This is a genomic window from Bernardetia sp. MNP-M8 (genome assembly GCF_037126285.1).
Taxonomy (GTDB): domain Bacteria; phylum Bacteroidota; class Bacteroidia; order Cytophagales; family Bernardetiaceae; genus Bernardetia.
On record NZ_CP147012.1, the window covers coordinates 3,242,008 to 3,263,654 of the forward strand.

General features: G+C 31.7%; 16 protein-coding genes. 14 read left to right on the plus strand and 2 right to left on the minus strand.

The features are described from left to right. Positions 1–106: 106 nt before the first annotated feature. The gene (locus V9L04_RS13270) at positions 107–4,270 is read right to left on the minus strand and encodes a two-component regulator propeller domain-containing protein (protein ID WP_338790293.1); all 4,164 of its coding nucleotides are present in this window, start codon (positions 4,268–4,270) and stop codon (positions 107–109) included. Positions 4,271–4,683: 413 nt separating this feature from the next. On the opposite strand from V9L04_RS13270, the gene V9L04_RS13275 reads away from it, so the two are divergent. The 5 genes from V9L04_RS13275 (at position 4,684) to V9L04_RS13295 (ending at position 9,910) form a co-directional block, all read left to right on the plus strand. Further along, the gene (locus V9L04_RS13275; RefSeq protein ID WP_338790294.1) at positions 4,684–4,836 is read left to right on the plus strand and encodes a hypothetical protein; all 153 of its coding nucleotides are present in this window, start codon (positions 4,684–4,686) and stop codon (positions 4,834–4,836) included. A 231-nt stretch (positions 4,837–5,067) separates the two neighbouring features. Beyond that, positions 5,068–5,679 carry a biliverdin-producing heme oxygenase gene (locus V9L04_RS13280; RefSeq protein ID WP_338790295.1) on the plus strand — a complete coding sequence of 204 codons (612 nt, stop codon included), beginning with the start codon at positions 5,068–5,070 and terminating at the stop codon, positions 5,677–5,679. A 63-nt stretch (positions 5,680–5,742) separates the two neighbouring features. Continuing rightward, the gene (locus tag V9L04_RS13285; RefSeq protein ID WP_338790296.1) at positions 5,743–8,157 is read left to right on the plus strand and encodes an ATP-binding protein; all 2,415 of its coding nucleotides are present in this window, start codon (positions 5,743–5,745) and stop codon (positions 8,155–8,157) included. Positions 8,158–8,288: 131 nt separating this feature from the next. Next, positions 8,289–8,717: a response regulator gene (locus V9L04_RS13290; RefSeq protein ID WP_338790297.1), complete on the plus strand. Its 429-nt coding sequence runs from the start codon at positions 8,289–8,291 to the stop codon at positions 8,715–8,717. 56 nt (positions 8,718–8,773) lie between these two features. Next, the gene (locus V9L04_RS13295; RefSeq protein ID WP_338790298.1) at positions 8,774–9,910 is read left to right on the plus strand and encodes an ATP-binding protein; all 1,137 of its coding nucleotides are present in this window, start codon (positions 8,774–8,776) and stop codon (positions 9,908–9,910) included. Here V9L04_RS13295 and V9L04_RS13300 read toward each other — a convergent pair. Continuing rightward, complete coding sequence (locus V9L04_RS13300; protein WP_338790299.1) at positions 9,907–10,353, minus strand: hypothetical protein; 447 nt, start codon at positions 10,351–10,353, stop codon at positions 9,907–9,909. The genes V9L04_RS13295 and V9L04_RS13300 overlap by 4 nt on opposite strands. Before the next feature lie 155 nt (positions 10,354–10,508). On the opposite strand from V9L04_RS13300, the gene V9L04_RS13305 reads away from it, so the two are divergent. From V9L04_RS13305 to V9L04_RS13345, 9 genes are all read left to right on the plus strand, one after another. Beyond that, complete coding sequence (locus V9L04_RS13305; RefSeq protein ID WP_338790300.1) at positions 10,509–11,615, plus strand: DNA polymerase III subunit delta'; 1,107 nt, start codon at positions 10,509–10,511, stop codon at positions 11,613–11,615. A 24-nt stretch (positions 11,616–11,639) separates the two neighbouring features. Then, a complete protein-coding gene (locus V9L04_RS13310) occupies positions 11,640–12,116 on the plus strand; it encodes a hypothetical protein (RefSeq protein WP_338790301.1) in 477 nt (158 codons plus the stop codon). A 160-nt stretch (positions 12,117–12,276) separates the two neighbouring features. Further along, a complete protein-coding gene (locus V9L04_RS13315) occupies positions 12,277–13,227 on the plus strand; it encodes a hypothetical protein (RefSeq protein ID WP_338790302.1) in 951 nt (316 codons plus the stop codon). Beyond that, complete coding sequence (locus V9L04_RS13320; RefSeq protein ID WP_338790303.1) at positions 13,217–13,801, plus strand: hypothetical protein; 585 nt, start codon at positions 13,217–13,219, stop codon at positions 13,799–13,801. Before V9L04_RS13315 ends, V9L04_RS13320 begins: the two co-directional genes overlap by 11 nt. Continuing rightward, a complete protein-coding gene (locus V9L04_RS13325) occupies positions 13,798–14,544 on the plus strand; it encodes a hypothetical protein (protein WP_338790304.1) in 747 nt (248 codons plus the stop codon). The genes V9L04_RS13320 and V9L04_RS13325 overlap by 4 nt, the downstream gene beginning before the upstream one ends. Positions 14,545–14,866: 322 nt before the next feature. Further along, entirely contained in the window at positions 14,867–16,870 is a 2,004-nt protein-coding gene (locus V9L04_RS13330; RefSeq protein WP_338790305.1) for an ATP-binding protein, read from the plus strand. Positions 16,871–17,088: 218 nt separating this feature from the next. Further along, a complete protein-coding gene (locus V9L04_RS13335) occupies positions 17,089–18,363 on the plus strand; it encodes an asparagine synthetase B (protein ID WP_338790306.1) in 1,275 nt (424 codons plus the stop codon). Positions 18,364–18,485: 122 nt separating this feature from the next. Beyond that, complete coding sequence (locus V9L04_RS13340; protein WP_338790307.1) at positions 18,486–18,938, plus strand: DUF1569 domain-containing protein; 453 nt, start codon at positions 18,486–18,488, stop codon at positions 18,936–18,938. Positions 18,939–19,195: 257 nt separating this feature from the next. Further along, a complete protein-coding gene (locus V9L04_RS13345; RefSeq protein ID WP_338790308.1) occupies positions 19,196–21,538 on the plus strand; it encodes a transglycosylase domain-containing protein in 2,343 nt (780 codons plus the stop codon). Positions 21,539–21,647: the final 109 nt, after the last annotated feature.

Genomic DNA, 21,647 nt, shown 5'->3' on the forward strand with positions numbered 1-21,647 from the left:
TATCAGTTATCAGTTACCAGTTAAATACTGTATCTGAATTCTGTAATTCGTAATCATTAATTTGTAATTCTCCATTCTCTAATTCCCAATCTCCAATTTCCAGTTATTAAAGTCTAATTCCGATAAGGGTAATATCATCACGTTGTTTTTGATTTCCTTGATGACGATCCAAATCTTCTTCTAAAATAGTTTTTTGTTCACTCATATCAAAATCTGAATTCTGATTTAATAATTGATGTAAACGTTTCGAACCATATTTTGCACCTGCAATATTATTTTGATCAGTTATTCCATCAGTAAATAAGTAAAGCGCATCCCCTTTTTTGGCAGTCATTTGAAGTTGAATAAACGGACGTTTTTTGCTTTTTCTCCAACCACCAATAGATTTTTTATCGCCTTTCAAAATATGTGATTCTCCTCTGCTTATCCAAACGGCATGACGTTTTGCCCCTGCAAAAACAATTTCTCTTTCTAGTGTATCTTCTTCTAAAGCATCAATTCTACATAGAGAAACATCCATTCCATCATCATTTTTAGAATCTTCTTGTTTTAAAGCTGTTTTCAAACGAACGTGTAATTCGTCTAAAATTTTTGCAGGTTCAAGAACATTTGCTTCATTGATAATTTCATTGAGTAACCTACTTCCAATCATAGACATAAATGCTCCTGGTACTCCATGTCCTGTGCAATCAACAGAAGCAATAAAAGTGCGTCCTTCAATTTCTCTAAGCCAATAAAAATCTCCAGAAACCACATCTTTTGGTTTGAAAATCATGAATGAATCATCAAAACTATTTTTAAGCATATCATCAGTAGGCAAAATGGCTTGTTGAATCGTTTGTGCATAACGCAGACTGTCCATAATACGCACGCTACTTTCCTGAATCGTATTTTTAGCCTGACCCAACTCTGAATAATTTTGGATGTTATCTAAGGCAATCGAAACATAAGAAGCTAACCCTTTTAATAACGTCAAATGACGATCAGAATAAGTGTTTTTTTCTAAAGATTGTACTGTCAGAACACCAACAGGACGATTTTTGATAGCCAACGGCAAATAAATAAGCGATTTTGGAATTGTAGTCCCTACTGCTACTACTTCTCCAGCTACATACTTTGCATATTCACTTTGAAGGTCTCCGATTTTTACTTCTTTTTGATTACGAATTGCCCAAGCAGAAAGTAATGTTTTATCTCTAGCTGCATTAAAATCATACTTTAAGGGGTTTCCTTCTACTGAATATCCTCTAAATTCTATCAAACTGCTTTTCTCATTCAAAACACCAATTCCGAAACCTGGGGCATTCATTAAACTATTGACGTGTTGATAAAGAACAGCTACCATTTGGTCAAAATCTAAAGTAGCTGTTACTTGTTGCCCAATATCTGAGAGTATACGTACATTTTGATACGAATTTTCGATTTCATTTCTTTGTTTTGAAAGGTCATCACGTTGCGCCATTACTTCAGCTTGTTTTTGTTTCAAAACAGCATTCATATCTAAAATCTGACGACTTTGATTAGAAATTTCGTTGTAAGCAATCTGTAATTTTTCTTTTTCTCCTTCTAGTTCATTTGTTCTTTGATGAACTTCCATAGAAAGACGGCTTTTTTGTTTTTGCATTTCCCCATTTCGCCAAAACCAAAATGAAGCTCCAGCACCAATCAAAAGCATAGCTAATGCAATTTTGAACCAAATTGCTTCCCAGTAAGGAGGATTAATATAGATACGTAAAGTAGCACCACTTTCATTCCAGTATCCATCATTATTGGCAGCTTTTACTCTCAAAATATACTCTCGTCCTTCTGGTAAGTTGGTATAAGATGCAGTATGATTACGATAAGATGTATAATGCCATTCCTCATCAAAACCTTCTAATTTGTACATATAGACTGTTTTTTTAGGAAGGCGATAATTTAGGGCGACAAAATCAACCGAAAAACTATTTTGTCCGTGAGCAAGCGTTATCATGTCTGTTTGAGCAATATTTCTACTCAAAATTCCTGTTTCATCATTTGCACGAATATCTCTACCCAAAATCTTTAAATTAGTAAGATAAACAGGTGGAATATAATTATTGTCCTTAATGCTATCTGGATGAAAGACAGTAATTCCATACACTGTACCAAAGATAAGTTCACCATTTTTTGTTCTTTCTATGGCATTGTGATTAAAGCGATTGCTTGGAAGTCCATCATTTACATCATAATTCCTAAAAACTTGCGTATCAATATTAAACCTTGACAGACCTCTATTTGTACTAATCCATAAATGACGACTGTTGTCTTGTTCGATGGCATAAATTACACCATCAGGCAAACCATCTTTTTCGGTATAATGTGTAAAATTGTCAGCTTCTTTATGGAAACGATTAAGACCTCCTCCATGTGTACCTGCCCAAAGTACGCCTGTTTCATCTTCGAAAAGAGTAACAATATAACCATTACTAAGTCCACCAGAATTATCATTGGCTTGATTGTAGGTAATAAAATCATTACTTTGTTTTCTAAAACGATTAAGTCCATTGCTCGTTCCTACCCACAAAATGCCATATCTATCTTGTAATAATGCCCATACTGAATTATCACTTAATCCTGAGCCATCTCTTTCTGTATATTTATATACTTTTTCAGTTTTGTCTTTTATGGCGTACAGTCCATTATTTGTTCCTATCCAAATATCATTATATGTATCTTGCATCATTGTCCAGACACTATTGTCTGCAAGTTGAGGGTCATTTTTTTCTTGTTTATTTGCTAATTTGGTCAAATCAAATGGAATAGCTTCAGAAGTAGAGTTTCCTGTAAGTCCTAATGATTTTAAATTGTATTTGTACAATCCGTCTTGTAGTGTTCCTATCCAAAGATTTCCATTTTTATCTTCTAATAAGCTCAAAATATGTTTGTTTCGAAGTCCAATTTTATCACTTATTTTGATGAGTTGCCATTCTGTTGATTCTGGTTTTGGCATATAGACATACAATCCATTTTCTGTTCCCAACCAAGTATTTCCTAAATAATCTTGTTCTAAAGCCCAAATTTCGGTTTGAAGATGGTGTGCTACATATTGTAACGGAATTGGATAATTATAAAAGACCTCTTTTTCTTCATCATATTTATTAAGACCATCATAAGTTCCTATCCACATGATGCCACTTCGGTCGTGGTAGATAGTTTGTACAATATCATCACTCAATGAATACTGTTCAGCATCATTCTGACGGATAGTTATGATCTGTTCTGTTTTGGCTATAAAACGATTTATTCCACCTCCATACGTTCCTACCCAAATGTCTCCTTTTTGATCTTGTGCAATTGTTTTGACAATATCATTACTAAGTGTATGTGGGAAACTTGTAGAAGAATATTTTTGTACTTCTGTTTTTTTTCTATCTAATTTAAAAGCTCCTTCTTGTGTTCCTATCCAAAGATTTTGTTTTTTATCTTCAAAAAAAGTATAGACAGGAAATTGTGTAAGTTGTTTGTCATTTATAAAAACAGAAACAAATGCTTTACGGTGTCTATCTAATTTATAAAGACCATTTTCAGTTCCTACCCAAAATGTACTATCACTATCTTCGAATAAAGCCAAAACAGGAACATCTAAAAGACCATTATATTCTTGTGAGTATTCTATACTATTATTTAGCTTATCATAAATCTTGATTCCGTTTTCAGTTCCTACCCAAAGTGTTTCATGACTATCTTGAAAAATACTTCTTACTGTACGAGTATTTAGATTAGAAATTTTGTTTTCTTTAAGTCTGTATTGAATAAAACGATCTTGAGTAAAGTCATATTTATTGATTCCATTTGTAGTTCCTACCCAAAGCACTCCATTATCGTCTTGATGTAAAGCTGTTACCATTCCAGAGGAAAGTGAAGAAGAATCTTCTACTATGTGCGTATAGTTTTTGAACTCATATCCATCATAACGACTAAGTCCGTCACCTGTTCCTACCCATAAAAAACCACGAGTATCCTGTAAAATAGCAGTAATATTATTTTGTGCTAAACCATCATCAGAGTTAAATTTCTTGAAACGCAAGCCCATTATTGCTTGTGCTTGTTGTATTTGTTCGGCTTGTATTTGTTTAGAAATTCCTTTTTGGGCGTACGTAGAAAAACTAGAGCCAAAGAAAAAGACTACCAAAAGGACAATGTAACCTAGAAGAGGTACTATAAAAAATGGAAGCGAAAAAACACTTCTATATAGGTTATATAAATTGTTTTTGGTAAAATTAGTATTTAAAGAAGATAGAGATCTCATAACTTAAATTATTAATTACGTATGGGTGCGTATAGGAAATAGGATTTTTACTTAGCCTTTGCCTATACTTTTCAAACTTATAGCCATAAAGAAGCTATATGATAAAAATGCTCGGTAAATAATCTGAAATACTCGACGAAAAAAAGGAAGCTATAACTATTTGAAGATTAGTGTCTTTAGGATGTAGTATGCACCAAAAAGGCAAGTTATTTGCTTTAAATTTTATACACCATTAATATATACCAATTTAAACAAAAATACGTTCTCTAAATACATTTTGACAGAACCAAGTCATCAAAAATTTCGTACTTTTGTATTATTATCGTCTTTTAAATTATATTTATTTCTTGAACTAGTATTTTACCATTATCCTAGTAATCCTAAAGATATTTTATACCTCAAAATTTACTTCTATGAAAATTACTTCAATCAAAAATCTTCGCAGAGCATCAGCTATCATCGGTTGTCTTTTAGTAATCACAGCTAGTTCTTGTGCCTCTTACAAAACATGTCCTACCTATGCTAAAAAAACAAACACAGTTCAAAATTCTTCTGTGAATAGCTAATTCGTTTTCTATCTATACGATAAAAAAGGCTTACTGTTGTCGTTAGAAAGTATATCGCCCTTACTTATTTTTCAAAAATGAGTAGGGGTTTTGTGTGTTATAACTTATATTTGTTTAATGATTTTTTTTTAAGATGTTATTTTGTGAGTTAAGTTTAAACATTGTATCTTTACTGTTTAATAAAGCTAGACTATTTTTTAAACATTCTATTTTTTGTCTTTCATGTCCACTATGTCTATTCTTCAAACTGTCCGAACTGTTACTCGCCCTAGGCATGATTTAATGGAAAGTCTGATTGGCTCAGACCGTTTGAGTAACTTTTCTGTTGAAGATTATAAGTTGCTTTTAAGTACCAATTATCTTTTTCATTCTCATTTAGAACATCAAAGTCATTTTTTTTTATCTCTAAAAGATGAAAATCAAGAAGAGCAAATCAAAAAACTAGATTTTTTAAATCGTATCAAGAAAGATTCTTTAGAAATAGAATTAAGAGCAATGCTTCCTGTAGCTATTTTTCAAGAACTCAAACAACAAGAAAATACAATTCATTTTTCTAGTTTTGAGAATCTTTTGGGCTGGCTATATGTAGCAGAGGGTTCAATGTTGGGAGGAAAGATGATTCATAGAATTTTGGCTCAAAATAAAGAAATTCCTTTAGTTACAAACTTTGATTTCTTTAAAAATTATGAAGAAAAAACATCTTATTTGTGGAAGTCATTCAAAGAACTAGTTGAACAAGCGTGTAATTCAGAGCAAAAAAAAGAATCATTTTTAGAGGGGGCAGAAAAGTCATATCTCTATTTTGAAGCAGCATTTTATAAAGCTAAAAACATTTTACAATAAAAATACTTAATACAGACACCTATTAGAAACTGCCTTTATTCATCCTAAATTACTTATTTATCTATGTCTAATTTATCTGAAAAGGAATTAAAAAATGCTATCGAAAATTGTGCAAAAGAGCCTATACATCGTTTGGGTTCAATACAACCTCATGGTTTTTTGATTGTATTTTCAGAAGAAATGACAGTATTAGGAGTAAGTCAAAATCTAATACAAGAAACAAATTATAGTTTTGAAGACCTTATAAATAATTCTTTTTCTAAATTATTGGGAGAAAGACAAACTCTTTTTATCCAAAAAAAGATAAAAGAGGTTAACCTACAACAAGAAACAGCTTATTACAAAACAATCAACCCGTTACGTCTTTTCTTAGAAATAGATACAGAAAAAAAGCCATTTGATGGAATTATTCACAAAAGTAATCAAGGATTTATATTAGAATTAGAATCAATAGATACAGAAAAAACAGAACTTATAAGAGATAATTTTTATCAAATCAATAAAAAATCTATTATTCGTTTTCAACATTCCAATACGCTTACAGAGCTATATAAAGTAATTGTAGAGGAAGTAAGAAATATTACAGATTTTGATAGGGTAATGCTTTACAAATTTAATGAAGAATATGATGGACAAATTGTAGCCGAAATAAAAAGAGAGGAAATGAATCCTTATTATGATTTATGGTTTCCTTCTACCGATATTCCTCAGCAAGCAAGAGAATTATATCTCAAAAATTGGCTGCGTTTGATTGTAGATACAGATTATAAACCCTCTCCTATTTTATTAGCTGATTCTCTACAAAATGATTATTTAGATTTGAGTTTTTCCACGCTTCGAAGTGTTTCTCCTGTGCATATCGAATATCTCAAAAATATGGGAGTGGGTTCTTCTATGTCTATTTCTATTGTTATCGATAATAAACTGTGGGGACTTATCTCGTGCCATCACAACTCTGCTAAAAGAGTAGATTATTCTACTCGTATGACATCTGAGTTTTTTGGTCAGCTCGTTTCACTACAAATTGACAGATTACAAAAAAATGCCATTCAATATGATAGATTAGAAAAAAGAATTTTATCAGAAGGTATTATCGAATCGCTCAATGAAGAGAGAAATATCTATGCAGGAATGATAAAGAAAGGAAATTCTTTTCTTAGGCTCTTGGAAGCTGATGGTTTTGCTGTTGTCAATCTTATTGAAAGTACTAGAAAAATAAAAAAAATAGGAATCACACCAACTGATGAACAAATTTGGGAAATTACGGATTGGTTAGATAAGGAATATGAAAATGAATTGTTTTTTTCCTCTTGCATTACTGATGATATTTCAAGCATTAATATAGATACGACTATCTGTTCAGGATTACTCAGTATTCCCATTTCAAAAGAAGATAATAGCCGTATAATTTGGTTTAGAAAAGAATTACAACAGAGTATCAGTTGGGGAGGAAAGCCTGAAAAGGCTATTTTCAAAAACGGAGATGAGTTTGTACTTAAACCTAGAAATTCGTTTGCTAAATGGAATCAGAGTGTAGAATGTCATTCAAAACAATGGAATTTGACAGAAATAGATGTTGTTCAAAGTATTCAAGCTAAAATTTTCTATCTTGTTACTCAAAATATGAATGAATATAGAGAAGAACTAAGAAGGAAAGAGTTGGAACAACAAGTACAGATTCGTACAGAAGAACTCACAACAACAAATGAAAAATTAATTCAGGAAGTGAGTCAAAGAGAAAAAATAGCTTTTCAACTTAATGCTGGAATGCGACAACTAGAGCTAACTAACAAAGAGTTAGAACACTTTGCTTATGTAGCTTCTCATGATTTACAAGAACCATTGAGAGCAATTGCTAGTTTTAGCCAACTTTTAGAAAAACGCTATAAAGGGCAGTTAGATGAAAAAGCTGATATGTATATTGGTTTTATTATTGAAGGCTCAAATCGGATGAAAAGTCTTATTATGGATTTGCTGCTTTACTCAAGATTGCATCGCAACGAAACTCCTCATAAAGAAGTAAATTTGCAGCAAATTTATCAAAATGCACTCAAAAACCTGACTCTTAGAATAGAAGAAACAGAAGCTAAAATAGAATTGCAAGATGAATTACCTACCACAAATTTAATGGGTAATGAAACAAAGCTAACTCAACTTTTTCAAAATTTAATAGGAAATGCAATTAAATATCGCTCTGAAAAAACTCCTCATATAAAATTATCTTATACAGAAACAGAAAAGTATTTTGAATTTACTATCTCAGATAATGGAATCGGAATTGATTCAAGGTTTGCTGAGAGAATCTTTGTTTTGTTTCAACGTTTGCACACAAAAGAACAATATGAAGGAACAGGAATCGGACTTGCGCTTTGTCAAAAAATTGTAGAACAGCATAACGGAAAAATTTGGCTAAATACTCAAAAAAGTAAATTTGGAGAAGGAACAACCATCCATTTTACATTAAAAAAATCAAATTAATTAATGGCTTAAAATAAATAGCACTTAGTTGATATAAAATAAAAATAAACAAAGATAGATGATTCGTTGTTTATCTAAATATAACTAACTAATCAAATAAACACTTACTTACAAACAAAGTAAAAATAATTATGAAACCCATCAAAATTCTTTTAGTAGAAGACAATCTTGCTGATACCGTATTGATTCAGGAAAGCTTGCTTGAAAGTAAACTTAATCTTGATATTGATGCTGTTATTGATGGCGAAAAAGCAATGGAATATCTGTACGAAAGGCTAGAAAATGGCTGTGAAAGACTACCAGATTTAGTTATCTTGGATTTGAATATGCCTCGTAAAGATGGAAGAGAAGTATTAAAGGAAATCAAAGAACATGAGGAGCTTTGTCTCATACCTGTTGTGATTATGACTACTTCTGAAAATGAAGAAGATGTAAAATTTGCATATAAAAATCATGCAAATAGTTATATTAGTAAGCCTGTTGAAATGGATGAATTTACCAAAATTGTTTCTTCTATAAATAATTTTTGGCTGACCATAGTAAAACTGCCTAACTCATAGACTAGAACAAAAACACAAAAAGTGACCTTTAATTTTGAGCAATAACCTTTTACATCATGAATCGAACTTTGAATAGAATACATATTTTATTGATAGAAGATAATATAGCTGATCAGTTTCTCATGCAAGAAATACTAGAGAAGACTACATTCCCTGTCAAAAATCTAATTACAGCAGGCACTCTTACTGAGGGTTTAAAAGAATTGAATACAAAAAAAGTAGATTTAGTATTCTTAGATTTGTCATTGCCTGATAGTCATGGATTAGAAACATGTAAAACAATTACAGATAATTATTATGGAACACCTGTTATTGTTTTGACAGGATTAAATGATGTTCATGTAGGTTTAGAAGCTATTTCTTTAGGAGCTGCTGATTATATTGTCAAAGGAACATTGGATGAGTTTGGCATGGAAAGAGCGATTCTGTATGCTTTACAACGCAATGAAGCTCAAAAACAAATGACCAAAACAATGGACATGCTCAGAGGATATAATCAAAAACTAGAACAGTTTGCTCATATTATTTCTCATGACCTTATGTCACCAATTATTTCTATAAAGGCATCTATTCAACTGTATGAATTAGAAAAAAAACACAATGATTTGACCCAAACTGCCGAAGAGGTAATGGACGAGGTATATAAAGGAGTTGACAAATTACACCTTAAATTAAAATCACTTGTCAAAACTCTTGTCGAACAGCAAACTTCGGGTTCTAAATTTGATACAATAGAATTATCTAGTTTTACTAGAAAGGTAATTCAAGATATGCGAGAGATTTACAATCAACCCGATATTGACATTGAAGTAGATTTAACAGACGAACAAACTATTTCTTTTGTTCCTGACTTAATGTATAGTATTATGCAAAACCTCCTTTCAAATGCTATAAAATATCGCTCTCCGAAACGTACTCCCAAAATAAAAATATGGGCAGAATCTCAAGAAGAATATTATTGCTTAAATGTAGAAGATAACGGAATAGGAATCGACATGGAAGCCAATAAAAACCGTCTATTTGGTATGTTTCAACGTTTGCACGAAGATAATACTGAAATAGAAGGAAGAGGAATCGGATTACATTTAGTTAGAAATATCGTATACAGTAATGGTGGAAAAATAGATGTAAAAAGTACAGTTGATGAAGGAACTACTTTTATTGTTTGTTTGCCTAGAGAGCCAAAATTTTAATCTTCTTCAAAAAATTTCTTATAAACAGGACTTCTATAGGCAAATTGCGCCCACATTCCAGGATAAATTATTGTATCTAAAATTTTAGATGAAGTATAATAATCTATATCATCGATAATTATACACGAATTCTCATCTACTTTTCTTATTCTGTGGTGATGTTTCCATTTTTTGAGAGGAAAGGGCAAATCTTTTTCGGCTGTATCTATAAAATAAATTTCACTTTCTGTTTCAGCTTGTTCAACAATATAGGAAGTCCATTTTGAGCTATAAATTCCAAAATCTAATTCTAGATGTACTTCATCGCCTACCTTACAGCCATCAAAACGATTGAGTTTGAGCTTCGGAAAAGGAGGACTAAGTTTTAAAAATAGTTTTTCTGTAAAGCCATTCCATACCTCTTTGGCAGAACGGTTGATTGGAGTTTCAATGGTTAGTTTCATAATCTATAAAATCAAATTGTGAAGGAAAATGTTTTGTTATCTTTGTAAACTTAAATTCTTTCTCGGTCTGACCTTCGGCACTGACCTACATCATAAATAAAAAGATATTTTGCATTCATTCACAATTTATCATTCATAATTCACCATTCAAAAAAATGCTTTTCTCTGATATTTTAGGTTTAGATCAACTCAAAAAAACGCTTACTTCTGCTGTTCATAATAATCATGTGGCACATGCACAGCTTTTTTTAGGTTATGAAGGAAGTGCAGGTCTTTCTCTTGCTTGGGCGTATGCTACTTTTTTAAATTGTGAAAACAAACAAGAAAATGATGCTTGTGGAAAGTGTAGTTCGTGCATTCGCTACAAAAAGCTAATTCACCCAGATTTACATTTTGTTTTTCCGACAGCAAAAGCAAAAGCCTACAAGGAGAGAGAGGAGTTTATGAAAGGTTGGCGAGAATTTTTACCAAAACATAAATACCCAGTTTTGCAAGATTGGTCTGATTATTTGGAAACAGATGGCAAGCAGTTTAGTATTTCGGTGGCAGAAAGTCGTTATATTTCAAAAATTTTATCTCTGAAAGCGTATGAAGGAGGTTACAAGATTTTGATTTTGTGGTTGCCTGAATATATGAATGCGAGTGCAGCAAACGCACTTTTGAAAGGGTTAGAAGAACCTCCAAAAAATACTATCTTTCTTTTGGTAGCCGAAAAAACTGATAAAATATTAGCTACTATTCTTTCTCGTTGTCAGCTTATTCAAGTTCCTCGTTATTCTGACCAAGAAGTCAAGGAATATTTGATAAGTCAGAATATAAAGGAAGAAGAAGCTGGAGAAATTGCGCCTTTAGTAGATGGAAACTTGAATGAAGCCATGAAACTAAGTGAGCATTCGCAAAACAAAAATCAAGAGCTTTTTAGAGATTGGATGCGCCTTTGTTTCAAACACGATTATGCAGGTTTTGTAAATCAAGCTGATGTATTTCATAGCCTAGGAAAAGAAGGTCAAAAAACACTTTTAATGTATGCTCTGACTATTTTGAGAGAATCTTTGATTTCTAATTTTGGCACAGAACAGCTTATCCGTACCGAATCTGAAACACTAAAATTTGTACAGAATTTTGCTAAAGTTATCGATGAAAGAAATATTTTTTCGTTGGTAGAAAAGATAGATGAAGCCTATTTTCACTTAGAAAGAAATGCAAATTCTAAAATTATTTTTATGGATTTGTCGGTACAGATTGCTAGATTATTGAGATAAAAAAACTTCTAAACTATTTATACAATGAGAAAAACAGTTGTATTTGCTATTCTATTTTTGATTTTTTCTTTTACTACTATTTCTTCAAACTCAATTATAGACAATAAAGATGATTTTTCTATTGAAGTTGAAGAAAGCGCAATGCTCATTCACAATAATTACAAAATCTCACAAGATTGTATTAATATAAGATTACAAACACCACCTATAAAAGATGTATCCTATTCAAAAGTAGTTTCTAAAACTGATAGAAAAATAATTACTGATTTATTAGATAAAATAGAATTTGACGAACTTCGGAAAAGCTATTCCTATTATGCCATTGATGATATGGTAGAATATGATTTCACAGTCAATTACAAAGGAAAGAGTAAATCAATTCACATATACGATGTCAAAGTAAAACCTATTTTTGATTTGGTAGCAAAAATAAATACACTCTTGCCAAAAGAATATGCTATTGGTTATGATGAAGCCTACCTTTCTTTATCTAAAAGATAATAATACCAAAATGAAAACTAAACTACACCTAAATTTTTATCGATACAGATTGCCAGAGTTTTGAGATAACTTTTTAATATTTCTATATAGGTCAGCCTCGTAGAGCAGACCGTTTATAGTCTGTTCAAATAATAATCTAGTCTTTTTTCGTTCTTTAGTTATGAAATATCTACAAAACCCTTATTTGCCTACGGCTATTCTGTTGTTTCTACTCGCTTTTTTGGGGTACAAGACTTTTTTTGATGAACGTTATACTCAAACTGAAAAAGAAATTTTTGGTTATAATTATCATCAAAATATAGGCTTGAAGGAAGAATATACTGAATTAGCAACAAGAGCGTGGCATAGTGTGGGAAGGCATTTTGAAGAACATGGAGTTGAAGAAAACGATTACATAAAAAAGATAGATGCTCGTTTCAAAAAACAAAGAGATGAACTTCAAAAAATTTATCAAGAAACTCATAATACCTATTTTGAAGAGCCAAGATTTGAGTTAGTCAAAGAAAAAGTAAAATCAAATCCCAAATATACAGAAGAGCGTACCGTCGTCGAATTTCCTAATCTGAAAGTCGTTACAGCTTTCAATGAATATGTCCAAAAAGTATCAGCTTTAGATTCCTCGCTTTCGAAGCGTTATCAAGATTTTGTGTTTGAAGAGGGAATGAACAACAAAGAATTAGACGATTTTTATTTTGATACAGACGATTATTTGAGAGCCTTTCATTATTCTCGTTTTGAGGCACAACTTGCCACTATGTATTACGAAGATGCAAAACTACTTTCAAGAAAATATTTTCTCTTTCCTCTTGATTTGAAAGCAGAAGATATAAAAGTTGTGCCTTATGTGCATTACAAAAAAGAAAAAGACAAACCATATTATATTATTACAATGAGTGTTGTTCCTTTCGATAAAGAGAATACTCGTCTCGTTTACCCAGAAAATGTAGAAACCAAATTTGATGAAAATGGATTTATCATTGTCCCAAAAGAATTTAGAAAAGGAATACAGAAATTTCAAGTACAAATTCCAACGCTTCTTCAAAGTGATACTTCTTTTGTTATCGTACAAGATTTTGACTACCTAAATAAATATTATAAAGATGAAGAGTAAAACTGTATTTTCTGTTTCGCTTTGGTTCTTGATTGCTTTCTTAGGGGGGTATTATTTCGTTTCTCAAAAGAGTAATAAAGAAAACGAAGTTTTTGCAGTAGAAAAAAGTAGTCAAGTCTTGAAAAAGTCGATAAAACAGGCTCATAAAGACAGATATTTGACACTTTTGTATCACGTAGGAGCTACTATTGCTTATAGTAAAAGAGAACAATACACATTTCGCAACATAGAAAATGCTCATAAACTGGCAGAAATCAGATACGAAAAAGGTACTATTTCTCTAGATGATATGGAAAAATATCCTCTAACCAAAAATGAGTTTTCTAATAAAATTATTTCTCAAAATGATTTTAATTATTGCTCATCTAAGGAAAATAAATTTGTACAAAAATTACACAAACTTTATTTGTACAAAGACTTGATGAATTTTGTAGATGATGAAACCTACCCAAACATATCTTATTGGGGAACAGGATATAGAAGGTTTGATATTAAAATTATAGAAAACGATAAAATAGCTATTAGATTGACAGATATTTTTCATCCAGAACCTATTGAATACTATTTAAAATGAAAACTAAAACTATATTTTCTTTTTCTCTTTGGAGTTTGATAGGGATTTTTTGTTGTTCATACTTTTTTTTGGAAGAAAGGCAAGAAGAGAGAAATATCAAATCACTTGAAATCAGTAGTAGATTTTTGATAGAGAAAAGCAAGACAATTTTTTTAGAAGAATTACAAGAAGGAGAAACTCAAATGGCAGAAAGTGGCTATCACCCAAAAGATGTCAGTTTATATAGTTCATTGAGGAAGAATTATGAACTTTCGGATTCTTTGTACAAAACCGACAATTATAAATGGACTGTATTGAAAGAATATTTGAGAGATAGCTCTTATCAGAATATTATTTCTACCAAAAGTACAGAGTTATTAAATTATGGAAATCCTAACTCTTCATTACTTCAAAAATTTCATACAATGACTTTGTACAGGATACACAATCAAGCTGAAATAAGAGAATTTAGCCGAGTGAGTGGTAACTGGGTTTCTTTTGATAAATTTTCGCTCAACCTTATTGCTTTAAATCCAAAGATATTTTTGTATTACTCTGATAATCCTAAGTTGTTTTCTTACCAACTCTACCAAAACAATCAACCCATAGAAAATCTATATTTTGATATAGAAAAAGACACGACATTTCATTTTCAAATCCGAACAGATTATTACACAAATGATATATTCAAAAACACTAAAAACTACAAACTCAATATAAAAGCTGGGCAACGAAATGATTTTGAAATTGAGGAAGTATTTTGATTTATACAAGGCAGGTATTTAAACTATTTCCAAAATTACTTTGGGTTACCAAAAATTATTTTTATGGATTTATCGGCACAGATTGCTAGGCTTTTGAGGTAAGGACAAAATAAATATAAAGTAACATAGACTTCAAATGTAAAAAATCTTGTCAATCGATACAAAGTTAGCTTTGGTCTAAAATAGAGTAGTATAATAACTATTTTTATCCTATTTTTGACTTTAAGGCAAAACTATTGCAGTTATTTAACTCTTATAGTTTTCAAAATTCTTAAAGATTTCAAGACAAATACACAAATTAAAAAACTCATCTTTCCTTTCTATGTTCAAATTTCTCAATCATGTTTCTATAAAGACAAAAGTAGTCGGTTCGATTATGATAGCGACTATTATTGCTTTGATAATTGCCTTTTCGGCTTTTATTATCTATGACTTGATTGATTACAGAACCGAATTAGAAACAGGTTTGCGTGATAGAGCGCAGATTATTTCTAGGGATGCTTATCTTCCAGTTAGTTTTGCAGATCCTAAAAATACAGAAGACCAGTTAAAAGATTTATTTGCTTCTGATCCTAATATTTTGGCTGCACAAGTATATGATACACTTGGCAGACCCTTTGCAAAATATGAGCGTTTGGGAATGAAAGTAAATCCTGCTTATAAAAAACCTCCTTATGAAAATTCTGACTTTGATTTACTAAATAATCAAATGTCAATTTATCATCGTAGAGAAGTAGATTTAGCTAATTTTGATAAAGATAATACAACAGGACTTTCGATAGATAATCGTCCTCCAACTTATCCAACCGTTTATCTTTTATCTAATCTTGACCGTTTTTATGATCGTATGCAACGTTATGCGCTCATTACGGGGCTTATTTTGCTTACCGTTTCTCTTCTTACTTATTTTATAGCTATTCGTTTACAAAGATTAGTTTCGAAACCGATTTTGGAACTGACAGCACAAACAAAACAAATTGCTCAAGAAAAAGTCTATTCTACACGAATTAGTAGAGGAGAAAGAAGGGACGAAATCGGAACACTGACAGAAAGTTTTGATGATATGCTTGCACAAATTGAACAGCAAAACTTAGCTTTAGTTTTGGCAAAAGAACAAGCCGAACAATCTGCAAAAGCAAAAGAACAGTTTTTGGCAAATATGAGTCATGAAATTAGAACACCTATGAATGGCGTTTACGGAATGTCAGAGCTTTTATTGGATACTTCTCTAAATAATGTTCAGTTGAAGTATGTCAATGCCATTAAATCTTCTGCTGACCATCTTTTAGTTATTATCAATGATATTTTAGATTTATCAAAGATTGAATCTGGAAAAATATCTTTTGAAGAAAGTCCAATTGATTTTTATCCAATTGTAGAAAATATGATAAGTAGCATCAAAGTAAAAGCTGATACTAAAAAGGTTACTTTAAGAAGCAAAATAAGTCCAGATATTCCTGCTCGTTTTGTGGGCGATGAAGTGCGTTTAAGACAAGTTTTGCTTAACCTCCTAGGAAATGCTGTAAAATTCACACACAAAGGAGAAATAGTAATTGGTGCTAATTTGGTAGATGAAGATAAAAATTTTGTAACACTTCATTTTTATGTAAGTGATACAGGAATAGGGATTTCAGAAGAAAAGATAGATGATATTTTTACAATGTTTACGCAAGCAAGTAGCGATACCACACGAAAATATGGTGGAACAGGTCTAGGTCTTGCAATATGTAAACAATTGGTAGAACTTCAAGGAGGAGAGATTTATGCAAAAAGTAAAGTAGGACAAGGTTCTACATTTGCTTTTCAACTTCGCTACAAAAAATATACAGAAGTAAGTCAGCCTATGGTACAGCGAGATAGAACAAATCAAATTCCTGATTTTCTGCGTAATGCAATCAACTCTGAAAATCTTATCCAAAAAGAGAATATAGACAGTACAAGTATTGCAGCTCCCAAACCAATTACAAATAAGATTTTATTAGCAGAAGATAATGAAATCAATCAGCTTTTAGTAGTAACAATGCTTAAAAACTGGAACTATGAAATTGAAGTGGCTTTCAATGGAAAAGAAGCCGTCGAAAAGCTACAAAAAGAAGAGTTTAATTTGGTCTTAATGGATGTTCATATGCCTGAAATGGATGGTTACCAAGCTACCAAAATAATCAGAGAAACTATTTCAAAAGATTTGACTATTATCGCCATGACTGCTTCTGCACTAAAAGGAGAAGCCGAAAAATGTATTGCAGCAGGAATGAATGATTATATTGCCAAACCATTTAATAAAGAAGCCTTCAAGCAAAAACTTGCTAGTTATTTGAGAAAGTAAAGTAAAAACCTAGAAATAACAATTATTTTTTGAGAATCGGCTAATTCTATACATATTTTACGTCTCATTTTTGATGTTTAACATAGTGAAAAAAAACTTAAATACCTTTATACTTCTCTCTTTGTTAGTACAAACAAGTATAATTTTTGCGATATTTAGAGTTAGATTCAATTTTATATATTTGAATTAGAATTAATAAAAAAGACAAAAATCCAATTATGAAAAAAAAACTTATTCTATCTCTATTCTTTCTGTTTTTTATAAGTGTTTCAAATTTTGCTAAAGCTAATCAGATAATGATTGCGATGGACGAAACACAGAAAAATCATTTAAAAGCCTACGGAATTGCATTTGCTGTTCTTAAACAAGATATGACTGTCGAATGGCTTCTAAACTATCGTGGTGGTAGTTTTATGTTTGATTATTCTCGTCCTTTTGAAGAAGAAATGCGCCTTCGTGGAGTGAGTTTTGAAATTATCTCAGAAGCTCAAGCAACTCAAGTTCGCAGTCAGATTGCAAAGGCTGATGTTAATATGGACATTGTAAAACTGGAAGTTGCTCCAAAAATTGCTGTTTATTCTCCAAAATCCAAACAGCCTTGGGATGATGCTGTAACGCTTGTTCTGACTTATGCAGAAATTCCTTATGATGTCGTTTTTGATGATGAAATTATGCAAGACAAACTCCCTGAATATGATTGGTTACATTTGCATCACGAAGATTTTACAGGACAATATGGAAAATTTTATGCTAGTTATTCAGGTCAAAAATGGTATCAAGACCAACAAAGAGAATATGAAGAAGTAGCCAAAAAATATGGTTTTGCTAAAGTTTCAGAGCTTAAATTAGCTGTTGTAAAGAAGATTCAAGGATATTGCTTAGGTGGTGGATTTATGTTTGCCATGTGTTCGGCAACAGATACATACGATATTGCGCTTGCAGCTGAAGGAATTGATATTTGTGATAGAGTTTATGACGGTGACCCTGCCGATCCAGCAGCCAATAAAAAATTGAAGTTTGAGAATACATTTGCTTTCAAAGATTTCAAATTAGTCTTGAATCCTTTTGAATATGAGTATTCTAGTATTGATAATAGTTATCGTCAGCGCACAGGAATCACAGAAAAGAATGATTATTTTGAGCTTTTTCAGTTTTCTGCCAAATGGGATCCAATTCCGACTATGCTTACTCAAAACCACGTTACGAAAGTAAAAGGTTTTATGGGACAAACGACAGCTTTTAGAAAAGAGTTAGTAAAATCTGATGTTGTGATTTTGGGAGAATTCAAGACAGTAAATGAAGTTCGTTATATTCATGGAACAATGGGAAAAGGAACATGGACTTTTTATGGGGGACACGACCCAGAAGATTATCAACATTATGTAGGAGAAGCTCCAACAGACTTAAACCTACACCCACAATCCCCTGGATATAGACTAATTTTGAATAATATTTTATTTCCTGCTGCAAAGAAAAAGAAGAGAAAAACGTAAGCAAATTTAGAAGGTAGATTTTAGAAGTTAGAATTAAATGAATTTTTACTTTTAGAGTTTACGTTTTGTATTTCTAATTTTACTTCTGAATTCTAATTTCTAAAATCTAACTTTGTTCTCCTATGTTATTCGAAAAACAGCTTGCTGAACTTGAGTCTTATATTCCACAACTAGAAAAAACAAACCCAAAAGTCACACATTCAAATGTAGGTTGGCAGGTTGACCATGCACTGCGTGTTATTCGTGGAGTAGCTAAACAGCTAGAAGACTCTAACCCAAGTGAGTTTAAAAGTAAATTTAGTTTTCCTAAGTTTTTTGTAATGCTAACAAAGCATATTCCTAGAGGAAAGGCAAGAGTTCCCAAATCTGTCCGAAATGAAAATCCAATTACAGAAGAATCAATTAGAGAATTTTTAGAAAAAACGAAATTGCAGGTTGATAAGATAGAAGATTTGAATAAAAACACTTATTTTCCTCATCCTATTTTTGGACACATGAATAAAAAAGAAGCAATTCGTTTTATAGGAATTCATACTGAACATCATTTGAAAATTATTCGTGATATGCTTCAATAAAAACCAAAAAAAATAGAATAAAATAGGTAAGAACAGGGCATAAGAATTTACTATTTGTGATTAATTGTCGACTAATCAGTAATTTAAATCCATAATTCGCAATTTTTAATTCGTAATTGTTATTTAGGGCTTTTCAGAATTGAAAAAGTCCTTATTTTTTTGCAATTTTGTTTGTTGATATTGCTAACACTTTAAAGTGTCCTAAAAAAGAATTTCATTATACATTTATCAAAAATGTATTTATATATATAAAAGTTATGCTAAAAAAATCCTTATTCATAAAAGCCATAAAAATTACTTGGGCAGTCTTCGGAGTAGGACTATTTTTTATTGCCATGTGGGTAATGGCAATTCAAGAAGATTTTGGAGGTTATTTTGGTGGTATGCCAGACCTAAAAGATCTTGAAAATCCAAATAGTAATGTTGCTTCTGAAATTTATTCAGCAGATGGAACATTGATGGGAAAATATTATAGAGAAAACAGAACTCCTGTACCACTCTCCGAAATTTCTCCTAATGTAATCAATGCTTTGGTTGCTACCGAAGATATTCGTTTTAGAGAACATTCTGGGATAGACTTTATTAGTTTATTACGTGTTTTTTATGGAGTTATTACTTTTGAGCTTGATGGAGGAGGAAGTACAATTTCTCAACAGCTTGCCAAAAACTTATTTAATACTCGTACCGAAAAATATGAAGGAGATTGGACAACACCAGACAATAGCAAAATTCTACGTATGGGAATTATCAAATTTAAAGAATGGATGCTTTCTATAAAACTAGAACGTTCTTATACAAAAGATGAAATCCTTTATTGGTATCTCAATACTGTAGATTTTGGTAGAAATGCTTTTGGAATAAAAGTAGCTGCAAAAACGTATTTTGATAAAGAACCAATTGATTTGACATTGCCAGAAGCTGCTACACTTGTTGGAATGTTGAAAGCTCCTACTTCTTACAACGCTATCGGAAATCCTGAAAAATCTAAGTTTCGTAGAAATGTAGTTTTTAAGCAAATGGAAAAATATAATTACATTACTGCTGAAGAACGTGCAATTTTGAAGGAAGAACCAATGGTAACAAATGAAAATTATAGTGAAGTTGATGCACACCACAACGGAGCAGCCCCTTATTTCAGAACTATTGTAAGAAATGAAGTGATGAGATGGTGTAAAGAAAATGGCTACGATTTGTTTGCTGACGGACTACGAATTTATACTACTATTGATTCAAGAATGCAACAGCATGCAGAAGGAGCAGTAAAAGAACACATGAAAGAATTACAAGGTAATTTTTTCAAACAATGGAAAGACAAAAATCCTTGGAGAGATGAATATGGAAAAGAAATTGAAGGTTTTTTAGAAAAAGCAACAAGACAAACCGAACGTTACCGTCTTACAAAAATAAAACATGACGGAGATTCTACTCTCATAGCACAAGATATGGCACAACAAATGAATGAGCCTATCAAAATGAAGATTTTTGACTGGAATAGCAAAGGATATGAAAAAGATTCTGTCATGACACCGTTAGATTCTATTAGATATTACAAGCACTTCATGCATGTTGGTATGATGGCAATGGATCCACACACAGGACAAATAAAGGCTTGGGTAGGTGGAATCAATCACAAACACTTCCAATTTGACCACGTACAACAAGGAAGAAGACAACCAGGCTCTACTTTCAAACCTATCGTTTATGCAACGGCTATTTCTGAGAAAAAATTTCATCCTTGTTTTCAAGTTACAGATGTTCCAAAAACATTTAATTTAGAATCAGGTGGAACTTGGACAGCCAAAAATAGTGGTGGTTATACAGGACAAACCATGACACTTCGTCAAGGACTTGCTCGTTCTGTAAATACAATTGCAGCTTATCTGATTGGAGAACTAGATTCTAAAAATGGAGCAAGTAAAGTAATTGAATATGCTCGCAGAATGGGAATAGAAGCTCCTTTAGATGCCGTTCCTGCTTTAGCATTAGGCGTAAGTGATGTTTCTGTTTATGAAATGGTAGGAGCTTATGGAACTTTTAATAATGATGGGAACTGGACAGAACCTATCTTTATTACTCGTATAGAAGATAAAAATGGACGTGTACTTCGTGATTTTTCTCCAAAAACTCGTCCTGCACTCTCCAAAGATGATGCAAACACAATGCTTTATATGCTTATGGGCGCAGGAGAAGAAAGAGGAGGAACAGCTTTAGGATTATGGAAATATAAATTTAGAAAAGCAGGTGTTCAGATAGCAGGAAAAACAGGAACTACACAAAATTATTCTGATGGTTGGTTTATGGGAATGACCAAAAATTTAGTTGTCGGAACATGGGTAGGTGGAGATGATAGAAGTATTCACTTCAACAACTTTGCTTATGGACAAGGCTCAAGAATGGCAATGCCAGCCTATGGAATGTTTATGGATTCTTTGTATATGGATTCTACTATTACTGATTATGTACTACCAAGAGTAAATCTAGTAAATAGATCAGAGCTTTCCATTGAAACAGATTGTAGTAAATATAACCGTTCAGGAAGTGACTCTTCACTACGTGATCTTATGCCAGTTAGAGGCTCTTTGGAAGATGATATTATGTGATTTTGAGTAAGCATTTTTGATTAAATTATGAATTTTATGATTTAACCTAACAGAATCATATAAATTGTGTGTTTTTTAGTAAAAAAAATAAAGTGAAGCGTGGAAATGT